11 protein-coding genes are annotated in these 15652 nt (G+C 62.1%); 3 read left to right on the top strand and 8 right to left on the bottom strand.

From position 1 onward, the window contains the following. Positions 1 to 48: 48 nt before the first annotated feature. From ACQ4V8_RS06045 to ACQ4V8_RS06065, 5 genes are all read right to left on the bottom strand, one after another. Positions 49 to 3228, bottom strand: coding sequence for an efflux RND transporter permease subunit (locus tag ACQ4V8_RS06045; RefSeq protein WP_436571074.1), 3180 nt, complete (start codon positions 3226 to 3228; stop codon positions 49 to 51). 24 nt (positions 3229 to 3252) lie between these two features. After that, a complete protein-coding gene (locus ACQ4V8_RS06050; RefSeq protein WP_436571075.1) occupies positions 3253 to 4497 on the bottom strand; it encodes an efflux RND transporter periplasmic adaptor subunit in 1245 nt (414 codons plus the stop codon). A 12-nt stretch (positions 4498 to 4509) separates the two neighbouring features. After that, complete coding sequence (locus ACQ4V8_RS06055) at positions 4510 to 5748, bottom strand: TolC family protein (protein WP_436571076.1); 1239 nt, start codon at positions 5746 to 5748, stop codon at positions 4510 to 4512. A 119-nt stretch (positions 5749 to 5867) separates the two neighbouring features. After that, positions 5868 to 6230 (bottom strand): cation efflux protein, CzcI family, encoded by a 363-nt coding sequence (czcI, locus tag ACQ4V8_RS06060; RefSeq protein ID WP_010394747.1) that lies wholly within the window; start codon positions 6228 to 6230, stop codon positions 5868 to 5870. A gap of 37 nt (positions 6231 to 6267) precedes the next feature. After that, positions 6268 to 7815, bottom strand: a complete 1548-nt coding sequence (locus ACQ4V8_RS06065) for a C13 family peptidase (RefSeq protein ID WP_436571077.1) — start codon at positions 7813 to 7815, stop codon at positions 6268 to 6270. Between the two features lie 183 nt (positions 7816 to 7998). Between ACQ4V8_RS06065 and ACQ4V8_RS06070 the strand changes: the two genes are divergently transcribed. Continuing rightward, on the top strand, positions 7999 to 9942 hold the full coding sequence (locus tag ACQ4V8_RS06070; protein ID WP_196856732.1) for a GAF domain-containing sensor histidine kinase: 1944 nt from the start codon (positions 7999 to 8001) through the stop codon (positions 9940 to 9942). A gap of 184 nt (positions 9943 to 10126) precedes the next feature. Here the strand turns inward: ACQ4V8_RS06070 and ACQ4V8_RS06075 are convergent, their stop codons facing one another. After that, entirely contained in the window at positions 10127 to 11638 is a 1512-nt protein-coding gene (locus tag ACQ4V8_RS06075) for a response regulator (protein WP_010394755.1), read from the bottom strand. Positions 11639 to 12071: 433 nt separating this feature from the next. Here ACQ4V8_RS06075 and ACQ4V8_RS06080 point away from each other — a divergent pair, with 433 nt between their 5' ends. Continuing rightward, entirely contained in the window at positions 12072 to 12575 is a 504-nt protein-coding gene (locus ACQ4V8_RS06080) for a DUF3016 domain-containing protein (RefSeq protein WP_010394757.1), read from the top strand. Positions 12576 to 12708: 133 nt separating this feature from the next. Here the strand turns inward: ACQ4V8_RS06080 and ACQ4V8_RS06085 are convergent, their stop codons facing one another. Both ACQ4V8_RS06085 and ACQ4V8_RS06090 read right to left on the bottom strand, forming a co-directional pair. Then, complete coding sequence (locus ACQ4V8_RS06085) at positions 12709 to 13152, bottom strand: thioesterase family protein (RefSeq protein ID WP_010394760.1); 444 nt, start codon at positions 13150 to 13152, stop codon at positions 12709 to 12711. Positions 13153 to 13270: 118 nt separating this feature from the next. Beyond that, complete coding sequence (locus ACQ4V8_RS06090; RefSeq protein WP_436571078.1) at positions 13271 to 14716, bottom strand: PQQ-dependent sugar dehydrogenase; 1446 nt, start codon at positions 14714 to 14716, stop codon at positions 13271 to 13273. A gap of 276 nt (positions 14717 to 14992) precedes the next feature. Here ACQ4V8_RS06090 and ACQ4V8_RS06095 point away from each other — a divergent pair. Continuing rightward, the coding region (locus tag ACQ4V8_RS06095) for an alcohol dehydrogenase catalytic domain-containing protein (protein ID WP_436571079.1) at positions 14993 to 15652 on the top strand (660 nt) is incomplete at its 3' end.

The raw sequence follows: 15652 nt of genomic DNA on the forward strand, positions 1-15652 counted from the left end.
TTTGCTCCGCTCATCCTACCTATTGTTGGCGCCAGTGGTGGTGTCGGATTACGCTCCTTCGGATCTAATCCGACCTAATTCCTCTTCCTCCTCCACCTCCTCTTGCCGGCGGTACGCGAGGCGGTACAGCAGCGGCAGCACCAGCAAGGTCAAGGCTGTCGACGACAGGATGCCGCCGATCACCACGGTGGCCAGCGGACGCTGCACTTCGGCGCCCGTGCCCACGGCGATGGCCATCGGCACGAAGCCTAGCGAGGCCACCAGCGCCGTCATCATGACAGGCCGCAGGCGGGTGATTGCCCCCTCGCGTATCGCCTCTTGCAGGGGCATGCCCTGTTCGCGCAACTGGCGGATATAGGCGATCATCACCAGGCCGTTCAGCACGGCCACGCCGGATAGGGCGATGAAGCCCACCGCTGCCGAGATCGACATGGGAATATCGCGCAGCCACAGGGCGACGATGCCGCCCGTCAAGGCGAACGGTATACCGCTGAACACCAGCAAACCATCTTTCACGTTGCCGAACATGGCGAAGAGCAAGACGAACACGAGCGCCAGCGCCACCGGCACTACCAGCTCCAGGCGTTTCGTGGCCGACTGCAATTGCTCGAACTGGCCGCCCCAGCTGGTCCAGTAGCCGGGGGGAATGGCCACCTGCGCTTGCAGCTGCTGCGTGGCGTCGGCGACAAACGAGCCGATATCGCGTCCGCGCACGTTGGCGCTGATGACGATGCGGCGCTTGCCATCTTCGCGGCTGATCTGGTTCGGTCCTGGTGCCACTTGCAGGCTGGCCACTTCGCCGAGCGGAATGAAGCGCGCGCGGCCATCCGTCGCCGTTCCCAGGGGCAGGGAGATGGGCAGGCGTTTCAGCTGTTCCAGGTCGCTGCGCAGGCTGTCGGGCAGGCGCACGACGATGTCGAAGCGGCGGTCGCCCTGGAATAGCGTACCCGCCTCTTGCCCGCCGATGGCCGTGGCAATCGCTGCTTGCACGTCAGCAATGTTGAGACCGTAACGGGCCGTCTGCTCGCGGTCGATCTGTACCGTCAGCATGGGTAAACCGGTCGTCTGCTCGACCTTTACTTCCGTCGCGCCTGGGATCTTGCCCAGCACTGCGGCAATCTTCGCCGCCGTGCTGTCGAGGACGGCCATGTCGTCGCCGAACAGTTTCACGGCGACGTCGCTGCGCACGCCGGAAATCAGTTCATTGAAGCGCAACTGGATCGGTTGTGAAAACTCGTAGTTATTACCAGGCAAGCTGTTGGCCGTGGCTTCGATTTCCGCCAGCAATTGCTCGCGCGATTTTTTCGGTTGCGGCCACTGGTCGCGCGGCTTGAGCATGATGTAGCCGTCGGAAATATTCGGCGGCATGGGGTCCGAAGCGATTTCTGCCGTTCCCGTGCGGGCGAACACGCGGGCGATTTCCTTGTGCTTGTCGATCAGCTTGCGTTCCAGTTGCTGCTGCATGGCCAGCGATTGCGTCAAGCTGGTGCCGGGGATGCGCAGGGCCTGGATGGCGATATCGCCCTCGTTCAAGCTGGGCACAAACTCGCTGCCCATGCGCGTGGCCAGCAAGCCCGACAGCAATACGGCAACCGCCGCTCCCGTCAGCACGACGGGCGTGTTGCGCATCACCTTGTCCAGCAGCGGCGCATACCAGCGCTTGGCCGCGCGCATGATGGCGTTTTCCTTTTCCGCTACCTTGTCGCCAATAAACAGCGCCACGGCGGCAGGGATGAAGGTGATCGACAGCAGCATGGCGCCCAGCAGGGCGATCACTACCGTCAGGGCCATCGGCGTAAACATGCGCCCTTCCACGCCCGTCAGCGCAAAGATCGGCAGGTACACGACCATGATGATCAGCTGGCCGTACAACAAGGGGCGGCGTGCCTCCTGCGAGGCCGCAAACACTTCATGAAAACGTTCTTGCAAGGTCAGCGGTCGTCCCAGTTTCTGCTGCGCATGGGCCAGGCGGCGCACGCAGTTTTCCACGATCACCACGGCGCCATCGATGATGATGCCGAAGTCCAGCGCGCCCAGGCTCATCAGGTTGGCGCTCACGTGGTATTGCACCATGCCCGTAAACGTGAACAGCATGGCCAGCGGAATCACCATGGCCGTGATGACGGCGGCGCGAATATTGCCGAGGAACAGGAACAGGATGGCAATCACCAGCACGGCGCCTTCCAGCAGGTTTTTCTTGACCGTATTGATGGCCTTGTCGACCAGGACCGTGCGGTCATACACGGTGACGGCATGCACGCCTTTGGGCAGACTTCGGTTGATTTCCAGCATCTTTTTATCGACTGCCTGCGACACGGCGCGACTGTTTTGTCCGATCAGCATGAAGACCGTGCCCAGCACCACTTCGCGGCCGTTTTCCGTGGCCGCGCCCGTGCGCAATTCGCGTCCCAGCACCACGTCGGCGACGTCGCGGATACGGATCGCCACACCCTGCACGTTGGCGACGATGATGTTGGCGATGTCGTCCTTTGACGCTACCTGGCCCGGCGCGCGTATCAACAGCTGCTCACCCTGCCTTTCGATGTAGCCGGCACCCACGTTGCCGTTGTTGCGCTCGAGCGCTGTCACCACCTCTTGCAGGCTGATGCCGTAGGCGGCCAGTTTTTCCGGGTAGGGCGCCACTTGGTACTGCTTGGCGTAGCCACCGATGGCATTGATTTCCGTGACCCCCGTAACATTGCGCAACTGCGGCTTGATGATCCAGTCCTGGATTTCGCGCAGGTCGGTCGGCGTGTACGGCGTGCCGTCCGGCTTTTTCGCGCCGTCTTGCACTTCCACCGTCCACAGGTAGATTTCACCAAGGCCCGTGGAAACGGGGCCCATTTTGGGCGTGATACCGACCGGCAAGCTTTCCTTGGCTTCTTGCAGGCGCTCGTTGATCATCTGGCGGGCAAAATAGATGTCGGTGCCATCCTTGAAGATCACGGTCACTTGCGACAGGCCATAGCGCGACAGCGAGCGCGTCTGTTCCAGGTTCGGCAAGCCGGCCATGGCCGTCTCGATGGGGAAGGTAACCCTTTGCTCGGTTTCCAGCGGCGAATAGCCGGCCGACTGGGTATTGATTTGTACCTGCACATTGGTGATGTCGGGTACGGCGTCGATGGGCAGTTTTTGATAACTGTAGATGCCCAGGCCGGCCATGGCGGCCACGGCCAGCATCACCAGCCAGCGCTGGTCGATGGCGAAGCGGATCAAGCGTTCAAACATGTTGGTGTCCTTGGTGTCAGGTGATCAGTGTTCATGGCCGGCGGAGTCCTTGCCCAGCTCGGACTTCAGCACGAAGCTGCCCTGCGCCGCGTACGGCGTACCGGCGGCCAGGCCCTGTTCGATATGCGTCAACGTGCCATCGCTGCGTCCCAGCACCACCGGCGTGGCCTGGAAACCACCGTTGACTTGCACGAAGATGACGCTCTTGTCTTCCACCGTCTGGATGGCCGTGTTTTGCACGGTGACGCGCGCGTCCGCTTCGCCCGACACCACTTCCACGCTGACGAACAGGCCCGGGCGCCAGGCCATGTCCGGGTTACGCAAGCTGATGCGTGCCTTGGCCGTGCGCGTCTGCTCGCCCAGTAAGGCACCCACATAGGTGATCGTGCCTTGCGCGCTGGCGTCGAATGCACTGGCCTTGACTTCCGCCTTGCCTCCCACGCGCACGGTGGCCAGGTCTTTCGCCGGTACGGCGATTTCCGCCCAGACGCTCGAGAGGTCGGAAATGACGAAGATGTTGGCGTCTTCCTTGACGGCCTCGCCCAAGGTGATGTGTTTTTCCAGTACCATGCCGTCGAACGGCGCGCGGATCTCGTAGCGGTTCAGCGGCCCTTTGCCGACGCCAGCGGCGCCACTCGCGGTGCCGCTGCCACTGGCACTGGCACCCAGCGCGCTGAGCTTTTGCTGCGCATTTTGCACAGCGATTTCTGCTTCGCGCCACGCTTGCTGCGCCTGCAGATAATCTTGCTCGGCCGAAATCTTCTCGCGCCACAGCTTTTCTTCACGCTCATAGGTGGAGCGGGCCAAGGATAAACGCCGCTGCGCCGACAGCAGTTCGCTGCGCTGTTCCGACAGTTCCGTGCTGGCGATAACGGCCAGCACTTGCCCTTTTTTTACCAACTGGCCCAGGTCTGCCTGTACCGCTTCTACCACGCCCGCCAGGCGCGGCACGACGTGGGCCGTGCGGTCTTCATTGAAGCGGATTTCGCCGGGCAGGGCGACGGTCGTCTTGATGCGGCCGGGCGCGGCGGTGGCGATGACGACGCCAGCCGCCTTGCTTTGCGCGGCGCTCAATTCCAGCCTGCCTTCCACGGCTGCGTGGCCGTCTGCGTCTTTCTTTTCAGCCTGTGCTTGCGTTTTTGCGGCGGCGGGCGGCGCGCTCTTGGTGTCGGAATTGCCCGTGCCGAGGATGAGGCTAGCGAGCACGACGCCGGCGGCCGCGATGGAGGCGATGGCGATCGCTTGTTTCTTGTCGAGTTTGATATGCATGTCGGGTCTTCCTTACAGGGTGGCGGTGGCGCCAAGCAGGCGCTCGATCTCGGTGGCGGCGTGCTGCGCTTCAGTCAACGCGCGCAGGTATTGGTTTTTGGCTTGCAGCAAGGTGCGCTGGGCGTCGAGCACATCGAGGAAGGCGAACTTGCCGAACTCAAAACCCTTGCTAGCCGCGTCGTAGGCACTTTGCGCGCCGGGCAAGATATCCTGACGCAAGCTCTGTACGTCGAGCCGGGCCGTGGCCAGCCGTTCGCTGGCGGCAGCCACGGCCGTTTGCACGCCGATGCGGGCGGCGGCCAGCTCGTCGCTGGCCTTGTCGCTGCGGCGCAAGGCGTCGAGCTTGTTGCCGGCATTGCGGTCGAACAAGGGCAGTGGCAAGGCCAGGCCGATGATGGCTTGGTTGCGGCCCAGTTCTTCCGAGCGCTTCACGCCTATGCTGAGCGTGACGTCGGGCGTGGCGCGGCGCTGTTCCACGTCCAACATGGCTTGCCGCTGCGCCAGAGCGCTGCGCGCCTGGCGCACGGCCGGTGCCTGCTCTAGGCGCGCCGCTTGTGCGCTGGCCGCTGGCAGCTCGGGCAAGGTTTCCAGTTGTCCCTCAGCCAAGGTGAAACGGGGCGTGGCATTGCCCCATAGGGCAGCGAGGCGCTGACGGGCGCTCGACAGCGTGCTGCGGGCCAGGTTCAGCTCCAGCCGCACGCTCGCTTCGGCGACGCGGGCACGGGTTTCCTCGACAGGCGAGGCTTTGCCGGCGGTGACCCGGCGCGCCGTGATGTCGCTGGCGCGCGCCGCCAGCGCCTGTGCGCTGTCGGCGAGGCGCAAGCCTTCCTGCGCGGCCAGCACCTCGACAAAGGCGGTGGCGACGGCGGCGCGCGTGTCGGCTTGCTGCAGGGACAGGCCCGCTTGCGCCAGGTCTGCGCCGCGTTGGGCGACGCTCGTGCGGGCGCCGCGCTTGCCGCCCAGTTCAATCAGCTGGTTGAGCTGCACGGTGGTGGTGCGCGCGCCACGCCGCGTATCCTCCAGCACCGTTTGCAGTTCCGGATTGGGCAGGGCGCGTGCCTGTTGCAGGGCGCCGCCCTGCGCCGCCAGCTCATGACGTGCACCCGACAAGGTAGCGTTGCCGCCTTCGGCGAGCAGCAGTGCGGCAGACAAGGTCAGAGGAGCAGCCGGCTCCGCAGGTACTTGCGCATGGGTAAGATTGCCAGCCAGCAGGCCAGCGCAGAGACAGAATAGAGAGATGGAACGGTACATCGAATTCTCCAGGGTAGGAAAAAAGAATTCGACGGGACGCGCAGGCTTGCGCCAGACTCATTGCGCCAAGATTAATCCGGCGCAGCGATGGCGATTAGTGATTGAGACGTCCCGTCGGCCTAGGCGGCCGACGACCAGTCAGGGCGCTTGGGAGCGTCCGGGATGTGGGAAGCGTAGAAGAAGGGAGCGGTGTCGGCGTTGACGCAGGCCGTGTCGCCGACGGGCAAGCTGGAGCCGGCCGGCAGCCAAGCATGGCCTATGCCATGGCAGACGTTGCAGTCGTTGTGCGGCTGGCCTTTGGATTGTTTGTCAGCTTTATCGGCGACAGGTTTTTTGTCCGCATCGGCCTTGTGCTGGTGATTATGGTGGCCCAAGTGCTGCGCCGCCTTGCCTTCCTCGTGCAGGCAATACGCGCTCGCCGCTGCCCAGGACATCTGGAGCGGAAGCACGAACAGCAGCAAAATGAGGAACAGTCGTCGCATGGTGAGATCTATTGTACAGAAAAGAGGGCGGGCGTGGCTAGCGTTGCTGGCTGCGCCACGCCTTCAATTGCGCGGCGATGGCCTTGCCCTGAAACATTTGTGGCTCGGAATGCTCTTGCGCTGCCATGTCGCCCGCGCGGAAATCTGCCGCTTCGCGCGCCTGCACCAGCCCCCTGGCCTGCTCGAAGGCTTCGGCAAAGCCTGCACTCTTGGGCAAGGATTGCTTGAAATACGCTTCGCTGAAATACGTGAAATCGTTCTGGTCGTCGCAACCGAACGAGCTGCGGTCGCCGCGCGCGGCCGTGATGATGAGGGTGTTGTCATCCTTCAACGGCGCAATAAAACCACCGGCATAGCAGGCCGAGACGACGATGACCTTCCAGCGGATGCCGCTATGCTTGAGCATGGAGGCAAGTTCTTGCGCGGGCAAGCCGTGCAAGTCCATGCCGTTTTGCGCCAGCGCCAGTGCATGTTCGGGCGAACCATGGCTGGTGAGGAATAGGAACAGAATGTCGTTCTGCTTGTCCATCTTTGCGCCCAGTGCATCGAGGCTGGCGCTGATGCTGGTGCGCGTGGCCATCGGCTGTTGCGCCACTGTATTACGGCTGTTGACCAGCACCAGGGAGCGGCCTGCGGTGCCGTAATCGCGGTCGAACTGGTGCTGCACGAAGGCCGTTTCGCGGTGGAATACTTCTTGCGCGCCGTCGCCGGCCACGCCCAGCAGGTACAGATTGATCTTTTTTGCCGCATCGCGCGGCGCAATGCGCGCCAGGGCCCGGTCGAGCAGGGTGCCTTGGCGGTACAGGGCCAGCTCGACATTGTCGCGCGTGAGCTTGTCCAAGGCAGGGTCGTCCAACAGGCCTTGCGTCCAGTTGCCGCTGTCTTCGCGCCGGCCGTCCGCCTGCGCCACGGCGTAACGCAGCACGCCCTTGCCGTCGAACTGGCCATTCTTGAAGCTGCCCCGGTATTGGTCGCCGTCGGCCGTGCGCAGCACGCCTTCGCCCTCGAATTTCCAGTCTTTCAACTCGCCTTCGTAGTCGATGCCGTCGCTGGTGCTGACCTTGGCCTTGCCCTGCAGTTGGCCCTGGACGAACTCGCCTTCGAAGACGCTGCCGTCCGTGTCGGTCAGCTTGCCGCTGCCGTGCGGGCGCCAGTGTTTAAAATGGCCTTCGAAGCTGGCACCATCGGCGCCCTGGAAGTGGCCTAGGCCCTCGAAGCTGCCCTTGGTGAAGGTGCCCGCATAGATCTCGCCCTTGGGCGAGGTGTAGCGGCCGATGCCATCGAAGGCGCCCTGGCGGAAGGCACCCACGTATTCGACGCCGGACGCCTGGCGCAGCGTGCCCTGGCCGGAAAACACGCCGCGTGCAAAGCCCCCTTCATAAAATGCACCGCTGGCATATTCCAGCCTGCCCCTGCCATGCATCTTGCCCGCGACGAGGGGGCCAAAATAGCGTCCGCCATCGGCTGTTTCGGCCGCCGGCGTCTTGGCTGGCGCGGCGCACAGCGGCGGCATGCCCAGCGCTGCAAAGGCCAGCAGGCCGGCGAGGGTATAGGGGCGTAGCGAGGCGCGTAGCGTGGCGGACATCTGTATGGTCTGGTCTGTAGGAGGGTGCCCAGTCTGCCACTGTATTGCCAGCGTGGCAAATGCTGGCATGGCCTGTGTTGCTCTGCCTTAAGGCAAGATTCTGCGTTTTATGCCGTGCCAAGGCTGGACTGAACTGATAATATTGATTTTCAGAATATATTGACACAAGGCATATAGCTACCCATGGAAAGCCGTCTCAGCCGTCTGGAAGCTGTCCAGACCGTGTTGCTGGAAATCGGGCAGCGCTCGAGCACCTGCAGCGATATCAGCGAATTCCTGCAGGCGGTGCATGCGGCGCTAGGTCGCATCATGTATGCGGCCAATTTTTATGTGGCGCTCAGCGACCGCGACGACGGTCTGGTGCGCTTTCCGTATTTTGTCGATGAATTCGATGCCGCGCCCGACCCGGACGTGGGCGTGCGCCTGGCCAGCGCGGCGCAATCGCCCACGGCATGGGTCATCGTCAACGGCAAGCAACTGGTGATGACGGCCGATGACGACGCCATGCGCGCCATCGATGGCGGCGCCTGGGGCGGCGGCACGGCGGCCGAGCACTGGATAGGCTGTCCGCTGCTGGACCAGCAACACCAGGGGCTGGGCGTTATCGTCATCCAGAGCTACGACGCGCAGCACCGCTTCAGCCAGGAAGACCAGGCCTTGTTCGCGCTGATTGCCACGCACGTGTCGAGCGCTCTGCAAGGCATGCAAAGCATGGACCGTCTGGAAAAAGCGGTGCAGGAGCGCACGGCCCTGCTGGCGCACGAGGTGGCCGAGCGGCGCCGCGCGGAAAACCTGCAGCATGCGCTGTATGAAATCGCCAATCTGTCGGCGCAGGCGTCCGATGCGACGACTCTGTATACGCGCCTGCACGCTATCATCAGCGAGCTGGTCACGGCGAAGAATTTCCTTATCGCCCTGTACCATCCGGACAGCAAGGACATCACGATCCCGTATTTTGTCGATGAAAAAGATGCGCAGGCGCCGGTGAAGCGCTTTCATTACGGCATCGGCATGAGCTCGTACGTGCTGGCGCGCCGCCAAGCCTGCCTGCTCGATGCGGACAGCTATGCGGCGCTGGTGGCCAGCGGCGAGATCGGCGAGCCACTGGGCAATGTGAGCATCGCCAGCTGGATGGGCGCGCCCATGCTGTTGGGCGAGCGCAAGTATGGCGTGATCATCGTGCAAAGCTACGACAGCTCTGTCGTGTATGGCCAGGCGGAACTCGACGTGCTGGCCTTCATGGCCAGCCACGTGGCCGTGGCGATGGCCCGCATCCAGGCCGACAGTGCCATGCGCCAGGCCAAGGAAGCGCTGGAAGTGCAGAACGCGGCCCTGAACAGCGCGCTGAGCGCCTTGCAGGAAGCGCAGTCGGAACTGGTGCGCCAGGAAAAGCTCGCGTCGCTGGGTCGGCTGGTCGCTGGCGTGGCACATGAAATCAATACGCCGCTGGGCATTTGCGTCACCGCCACCAGCCATCTGGTGCAGGAATTGAAGCTCACGCGCGAAGACCTGGACAGCGGCCAGCTCGATGCAGATGGCTTGCAGCAGTTTTTCGATATCATCGACCAAACCCTGCGCATCATGACGACCAATACGCAGCGCGCCGCAGCGTTGGTACGCAGCTTCAAGCAGGTGGCCGTGGACCAGTCCTCGGACGAATTGCGCAGCTTTAATTTGCGCAAATACCTCGATGAAATCGTGCTCTCGCTGCAGCCCAAGCTCAAGGGCAAACCGATCAAGGTGGAAATCGATTGTCCACCTGATGTGCAGCTGCGCAGCTATCCGGGTGCCGTCTCGCAGATCGTCACGAACATGCTGGTCAATTCACTGGTGCATGGCTTTGTGGAAGGCGAGCCGGGCAAGATCAAGTTGTCTGCCCGGACGGCTGGCGAAATGCTGGAACTCGACTACAGTGACGATGGCATGGGCATGGACAGCGCCACCCTGGGCCAGCTGTTCGACCCCTTCTTCACGACGAAGCGCGGTTCGGGCGGCAGTGGCCTGGGCGCGCACATCTTGTACAACCTGGTAACGGGGCCGCTGGGCGGTACGGTGAAGGTGGTCAGCGCGCCAGGCATGGGTCTACATTATAAAATTCGGTTCCCGCTGGAGCCTAAGAGCACCTGAGAAAACGTCCATGGCTGCGTTGCTTGGTCTTGCCGTGCTATTCGCACTGTCTGCGACCGCGCGCCTTGCCCTGAACGTTTTTCAGGCGCTCTTGCGACGCGGATTTGCCACATGAAATCGCGGCGTACGGGGTCAGACCCTCAGGGTCTGACCCCAGTATTCGTACTTGGGTTAAATGTGCCGCCTAATCAGGGAAACGCTTGTTCAGGGCCAGAGCCTCATCCAGGTTCGCGATCAGCAACTCCACATATTGCGGGTCGAGGTGGCTGCCGCTCACTTCGCGCAGATAGCTGACCACGCGCTCCAGGGGCCAGGCATCCTTGTAGCAGCGCTTGTGCATGAGGGCGTCGAAGACGTCGGCGACGGCGGCGATGCGCGCGTAGGGGTGGATGTTTTCGCCCACCAAGCCTTGCGGGTAGCCGCTGCCATCGTACTTTTCGTGGTGCTGGTGGGCGATCACGGCTGCCGCTTTGAGCAGCGGGCGCTGCGAGCCGTCGAGGATGGACATGCCCACCGTCGGATGCTGTTTCATGATTTCCCATTCGGCCGCGTCGAGCTTGCCCGGTTTGAGCAGCACGGCGTCGGGCGTGGAAATCTTGCCGATGTCATGCATGGGTGCCGCGTGGCGCAGCACCATGGTTTCCTCTTCCGACATGCCGGAGGCCTGCGCCAGCAACTGACACACTTCTGCCATGCGGCGCACGTGGTTGGCGCCTTCATGCGAACGCGATTCGACCACGTCGCCCATGCGCAGGATCAGCTCGGCCTGGGTGTCGGTGATTTCCTGCGTCAGCAGGATGTTATCGAAGGCAATCGCCACGCCCGAGCAGAACACTTCCAGCAATTGCGCGTCGAGGTCGGATATTTCTTCCACGCCTTTTAAAATCAGCACCGAAGCCTTGCCGCTGCTGTTGGGGAAATAGCCGACATAGGTGTCGCCGTGCAGGCGCGAGATTTTATTGCTCTTCGCATGGTCCAGCTGAGATAGCAGAGCAGGGCTGAGAATGCCGCCATCGGCTTCATGGTCGCCGATCTGCGCGAGGATTTCATAATCCTGTTCGCCCGAGATGGCGCTGGCGCCGCGCAGACGCAGCAGCATGCTCGTTTCCAGGCGCAGCAGGGCGACGACTTGCTGCAGCAGGCCGCTGGCAAAGTCGCGCAGATTGCGTTGCTTGAAAATATGCGCCGAGGCCGCGATGACTCTTTCCAGGCCCTCGCGGTAATGCAGTTGGGCCAGGCGCGCTTCCTCGACCTTCATGATGTCGCGGTAGGCGCGCAGCGCGGCAAAGGTGGTGGTGAACAGCTTGGTGCGGTCCAGTTCCGTCTTTTCCTTGTAGTCGTTGATGTCGTAGTTGACGATCACCCGCTCTTCCGGCGCCTGTCCCGGCTGCCCGGTGCGCAGCACGATGCGCGTAAATTGGTTGCCCAGGTCTTCGCGCATCCAACGCGCCACTTCCAGGCCGCTGTCTTCGCGTTCCATCACCACGTCCAGGAAGACCAGCGCGATGCCCTCTTCGCGCGCCAGCACTTGCTTCGCTTCGGCGCCGCTATACGCATGCACGAAGCTCAGGGCGCGGCCCTCGAGGCGGAAACGGTTCAGTGTCAGTTTGGTGATGTCGTGGATGTCGGGTTCATCGTCGACGAGCAGGACTTTCCAGGGCGGTAACGTGGGTGAGGCTGAAGACAAAAATGACATAAGGACGAGTTCCGCTAAAAGGCATAACTGACGCAATGCTGAGACGCCTGCGCCAGGCTAGCCTGTGCGCCACTGACGGCGTTGCGCGTTTTTCGGGCGCATTTTTCGATTGTAGACTGACAGCTAAGTATTAACAATAAGCAAGAATAATTGACTGAAATCATGCGACATATATGCTAAAAAAGCATGCTAAATCCAGGCTCCTCACATCATCTGAAATTGATCGCTTAGACAACTATATTTTCAAGACAATACTTTGTTTTAATTAATATTACCAATAAATCTGCAAAAAATACCGCGTAGCGCCTTTCTGGCAGCAAATCGAAAAAGTAACAAGGTATGAATTGCGCAGCAAAGTAGGATGCGCTGCGCTATATTGGTCAGGTGTAAGCAGTCGCTCCATACCACTCACATTGACTGAAAAGGTGACATCATGCAAAAGCAGACGACGCGCGCCCTGGTCGCTGGTCTGGCCTTGCTGGCCAGTAGCGCGGCCTGGGCCGGAACGCAAGTGCAGTTCAGCAAACCGGATCAATTTACCGATGTCCCGTTCAAGCCGCAGGAACGCGATGAGGTGTTGAAGGAACTGAGCCAGCATTTCGAGAAACTGGGCGCATCGCTGCCGCCCGGCCAGAGCCTGAAGATCGATGTCACGGACGTGGACCTGGCGGGCCGTGAAAATCCCGCTTTGCGTGCCGGCCAGGATATTCGCGTCATGAATGGTGGGGTCGACTGGCCGCGCCTGCGCCTGCACTACGTGCTGGAACAGGATGGCAAGGTCATTCGCAGTGCCGATGCAGCGCTGTCCGACATGGCGTACCTGAGCCGCATCAATCATTACTTCAGCAATGAAAAGCTGCGCTATGAAAAGCTGATGATCGATGACTGGTATGCCGACACCTTCGGTATCAAGGTGCAGCGCCAGGCGCGCAAGTAAGCGCGCATTCACCGCTGCCTGCATCGCCTTGTCAGGGCAGGCTCATTCTTGCCCTTATCGCTGCCTGCCTGTCGCCCCAGTTTTCATGTTTTCCTGATAGACATGCAGCATGGCGACATGCTTGATCGTTGCCTTAATCGATCCAGTTTACCTGCGTGAATTTGCTGCCGAACTCTTCCGGCATGGGCACGACTTGGCTGCGCTTGTAGTTGAAAAACACAAAGCCGGACTTGGCCATCGCGATCAGCGTGTTGTCGCGCGGGCGCGTGATGCGAAAAGTGATGTCGCCGCCATATTTATTAAAATCCATGACACCCACTTCGAACAGCAGCTGGTCGCGCGCATGCGCTTCGGCACGGTAGGTGGTGGCCAGGTCGGTGACGATGATGCCGGTGCCGTCCGCTTCAATGTCGCGCACGCCGAATTCGAACAGGAAGCGAGCGCGGGCTTCGGAAATCATGGAAATCATGGAATCGTTGCCGAGATGGTTGCCGGCATTGATGTCCGTGGTGCGTACCGTCAGTTGCGAGGAATAGCAGTACTGGTCTTCGGGAAATTCAAGTTTCAAACGGGCCATGGTGTTCTCTTGGGCTGGTGCGCAGGGCGCGACGGGAAAAACCCATTCTAGCCGGTTCCCCGCGCCCCGTCGAAAAACGCCCCAGCCGCATGCGCCGCTCCGCTACACTGGCGTACGCTTATTTGTGTACGATGCGATACACCTTGCCCGTGCCGCTCAGCATGTACAGCTCGTTTTGCGCATCCTGGCCGAAGGACACGATGTTGCCCACGTTGGTGATGTTCCAGTCCGTCACTGCGGAGGCCGTGCCATTGCTGTAGCTGAAACTTTTTAGCCAGCCGCTGCAGTAGTCCGAGTACAGATAGTGCCCCGTCAGTTCCGGCAAGGCCGTGCCCCGGTACACATAGCCGCCCGTGATCGAGCAGCCGCCGACCATATCGTGGCCGTATTCGATGGCAGGCAGGACCAGCCCCGCCTGGTTACAACTGGCGCTGTTGTAGCACTGCGTGCCTTCCATGATGTTCCAGCCATAGTTGTTGCCCGCCTGGCCCACGGGCCGCACATCGACTTCTTCCCGGTTGGCCTGGCCCACGTCGGCGATATACAGCAGCTGGGCCGTCAGGTCGAAGGCGTAGCGCCACGGGTTGCGCAAGCCGTAGGCCCAGATTTCAGGGCGCCCGCCTGCCGTGGCAAATGGATTGCCGGGTGGAATGGCGTATGGCTGGGCCACCGTGCTGGCGTTGACGTCCAGACGCAGCAGTTTGCCCAGCAGGACGTTGGTATTGTGCGCGTTGCCGGGCGGGTCACCCGCGCTGCCGCCGTCGCCCGTGCCCGCATACAGATAGCCATCCGGGCCAAAGCTGAGCAAGCCGCCATAGTGGTTGCTGAACGTGGGATGGGGAATCGTGAGGATGGCCAACGCGGACAGGGAATCGGCCACGTTGGCGTTGCCCGCCGACACTTGCCGCCGCTCGATGACGATATTGCCGGCCAGGTCGGTGTAGTAAATGAAGAAATAGCCGTTGCTGGCGTATTGCGGATGGAAGGCCAGCGACAGCAAGCCCCGCTCGCCGCTGGTGGTGGTGAGCGCGTTGATATCGAGGAAGGGCGTGGCCAGCAAGTTGCCGTTCTGCACCACGCGGATGCGTCCGGGGCGTTCGAGGATGAACAAACGGCTGTCGCCCGCTGGCGCCGTGAGGAAGATGGGCGCGCTCAGGCCGGAGACCACCTCTTGCAGGGCCAGGGCCAGCGGCGCTGTGGCCGCATACGTGACGCTGGCGCTGGCCGTCGCGCCCGCATCAACTTGCACCTGCTGCGTGGCGGGCGTGGGCGCCAGCGTTCCCGTGCCGTGCGCCACGCTGGCGGCGCTGAGCGCGTAGGCGCCCGGCGCCAGGTCGGTGAGCGTGGTGCTTGCCGTCAGCAGCTTGCTGTAGGACGCGGGTCCGCTGAGCGTGACGGCGCCCGCCACGCCGGCCGACAAGCCGCCGATGCTGACCGTCAGGCTGCCCGAGGTCGCGCCGGGCGGGTCGTCGCCGCCACCACCACAGGCGGCCAGCAGGGCCAGGCAGCATGCCAGCAGCAGGGCCAGCCAGATACGCGTGCGTTGGGAAAATAGATTGCGCATGTCAGTCTCCTGCGGGAACGACGCAACGGCTACGCGATGAATGTCGCTTGTGCCAAGAATGCGCGTCTGGATGCCGGGAAGATTGAGCAGGCGCAAACGGACATCGCAATGACGCCAGCATACGCCACGCGCCTGCCGCGCTTGTGTGCGCTGCTGCACGGTACGGCGGCAGCGGACAATTGCGCCGCGTTTTCAGACAAGGGTGGGAGCCGTTGCCTTGCCGCGCCCGCAAGCGCCCGATAATGGCGCATCTGAAACCGAGCAGGAAGAAACCCCATGAAAACCAAAGCCGCGATTGCCTGGAAGGCGGGTGCCCCGCTGACGATTGAAGAAGTCGACCTGGCCGGCCCGCGCGCCGGCGAAGTGCTGGTCGAGCTGAAAGCCACGGGCATTTGCCACACCGATTACTACACCCTGTCGGGCGCCGACCCGGAAGGCATCTTCCCGGCCATCCTGGGCCATGAAGGCGCCGGCATCGTCGTCGACGTGGGCCCGGGCGTGACGACGCTGAAAAAGGATGACCACGTCATCCCGCTGTACACGCCGGAATGCCGCCAGTGCAAGTTCTGCCTGTCGCAAAAGACGAATTTGTGCCAGGCCATCCGCTCGACGCAGGGCCGCGGCCTGATGCCTGACGCCACCAGCCGTTTTTCCCTGAATGGCCAGCCCTTGTTCCATTACATGGGCACCTCGACCTTTTCCAACTACATCGTGGTGCCGGAAATTGCCTTGGCAAAGATCCGCGAAGACGCGCCGTTCGACAAGGTGTGCTACATCGGCTGCGGCGTGACGACGGGCGTGGGCGCGGTATTGTTCTCGGCCAAGGTGGAAGCGGGCGCCAACGTGGCCGTGTTTGGCCTGGGCGGCATCGGCTTGAACGTGATCCAGGCGGCGAAAATGGTCGGCGCCGATAAAATCATCGGTATCGATATCAAC

It is taken from the genome of Janthinobacterium paucivorans (genome assembly GCF_051380805.1).
Taxonomy (GTDB): Bacteria; Pseudomonadota; Gammaproteobacteria; order Burkholderiales; family Burkholderiaceae_D; genus Janthinobacterium; species Janthinobacterium lividum_D.

Excerpts from the sequence above, each read along its gene's own strand:
- ACQ4V8_RS06045 (WP_436571074.1), bottom strand. The coding sequence starts at position 3,228 with ATGTTTGAACGCTTGATCCGCTTCGCCATCGACCAGCGCTGGCTGGTG.
- ACQ4V8_RS06050 (WP_436571075.1), bottom strand. The coding sequence starts at position 4,497 with ATGCATATCAAACTCGACAAGAAACAAGCGATCGCCATCGCCTCCATC.
- ACQ4V8_RS06055 (WP_436571076.1), bottom strand. The coding sequence starts at position 5,748 with ATGTACCGTTCCATCTCTCTATTCTGTCTCTGCGCTGGCCTGCTGGCT.
- czcI (WP_010394747.1), bottom strand. The coding sequence starts at position 6,230 with ATGCGACGACTGTTCCTCATTTTGCTGCTGTTCGTGCTTCCGCTCCAG.
- ACQ4V8_RS06065 (WP_436571077.1), bottom strand. The coding sequence starts at position 7,815 with ATGTCCGCCACGCTACGCGCCTCGCTACGCCCCTATACCCTCGCCGGC.
- ACQ4V8_RS06070 (WP_196856732.1), top strand. The coding sequence starts at position 7,999 with ATGGAAAGCCGTCTCAGCCGTCTGGAAGCTGTCCAGACCGTGTTGCTG.
- ACQ4V8_RS06075 (WP_010394755.1), bottom strand. The coding sequence starts at position 11,638 with ATGTCATTTTTGTCTTCAGCCTCACCCACGTTACCGCCCTGGAAAGTC.
- ACQ4V8_RS06080 (WP_010394757.1), top strand. The coding sequence starts at position 12,072 with ATGCAAAAGCAGACGACGCGCGCCCTGGTCGCTGGTCTGGCCTTGCTG.
- ACQ4V8_RS06085 (WP_010394760.1), bottom strand. The coding sequence starts at position 13,152 with ATGGCCCGTTTGAAACTTGAATTTCCCGAAGACCAGTACTGCTATTCC.
- ACQ4V8_RS06090 (WP_436571078.1), bottom strand. The coding sequence starts at position 14,716 with ATGCGCAATCTATTTTCCCAACGCACGCGTATCTGGCTGGCCCTGCTG.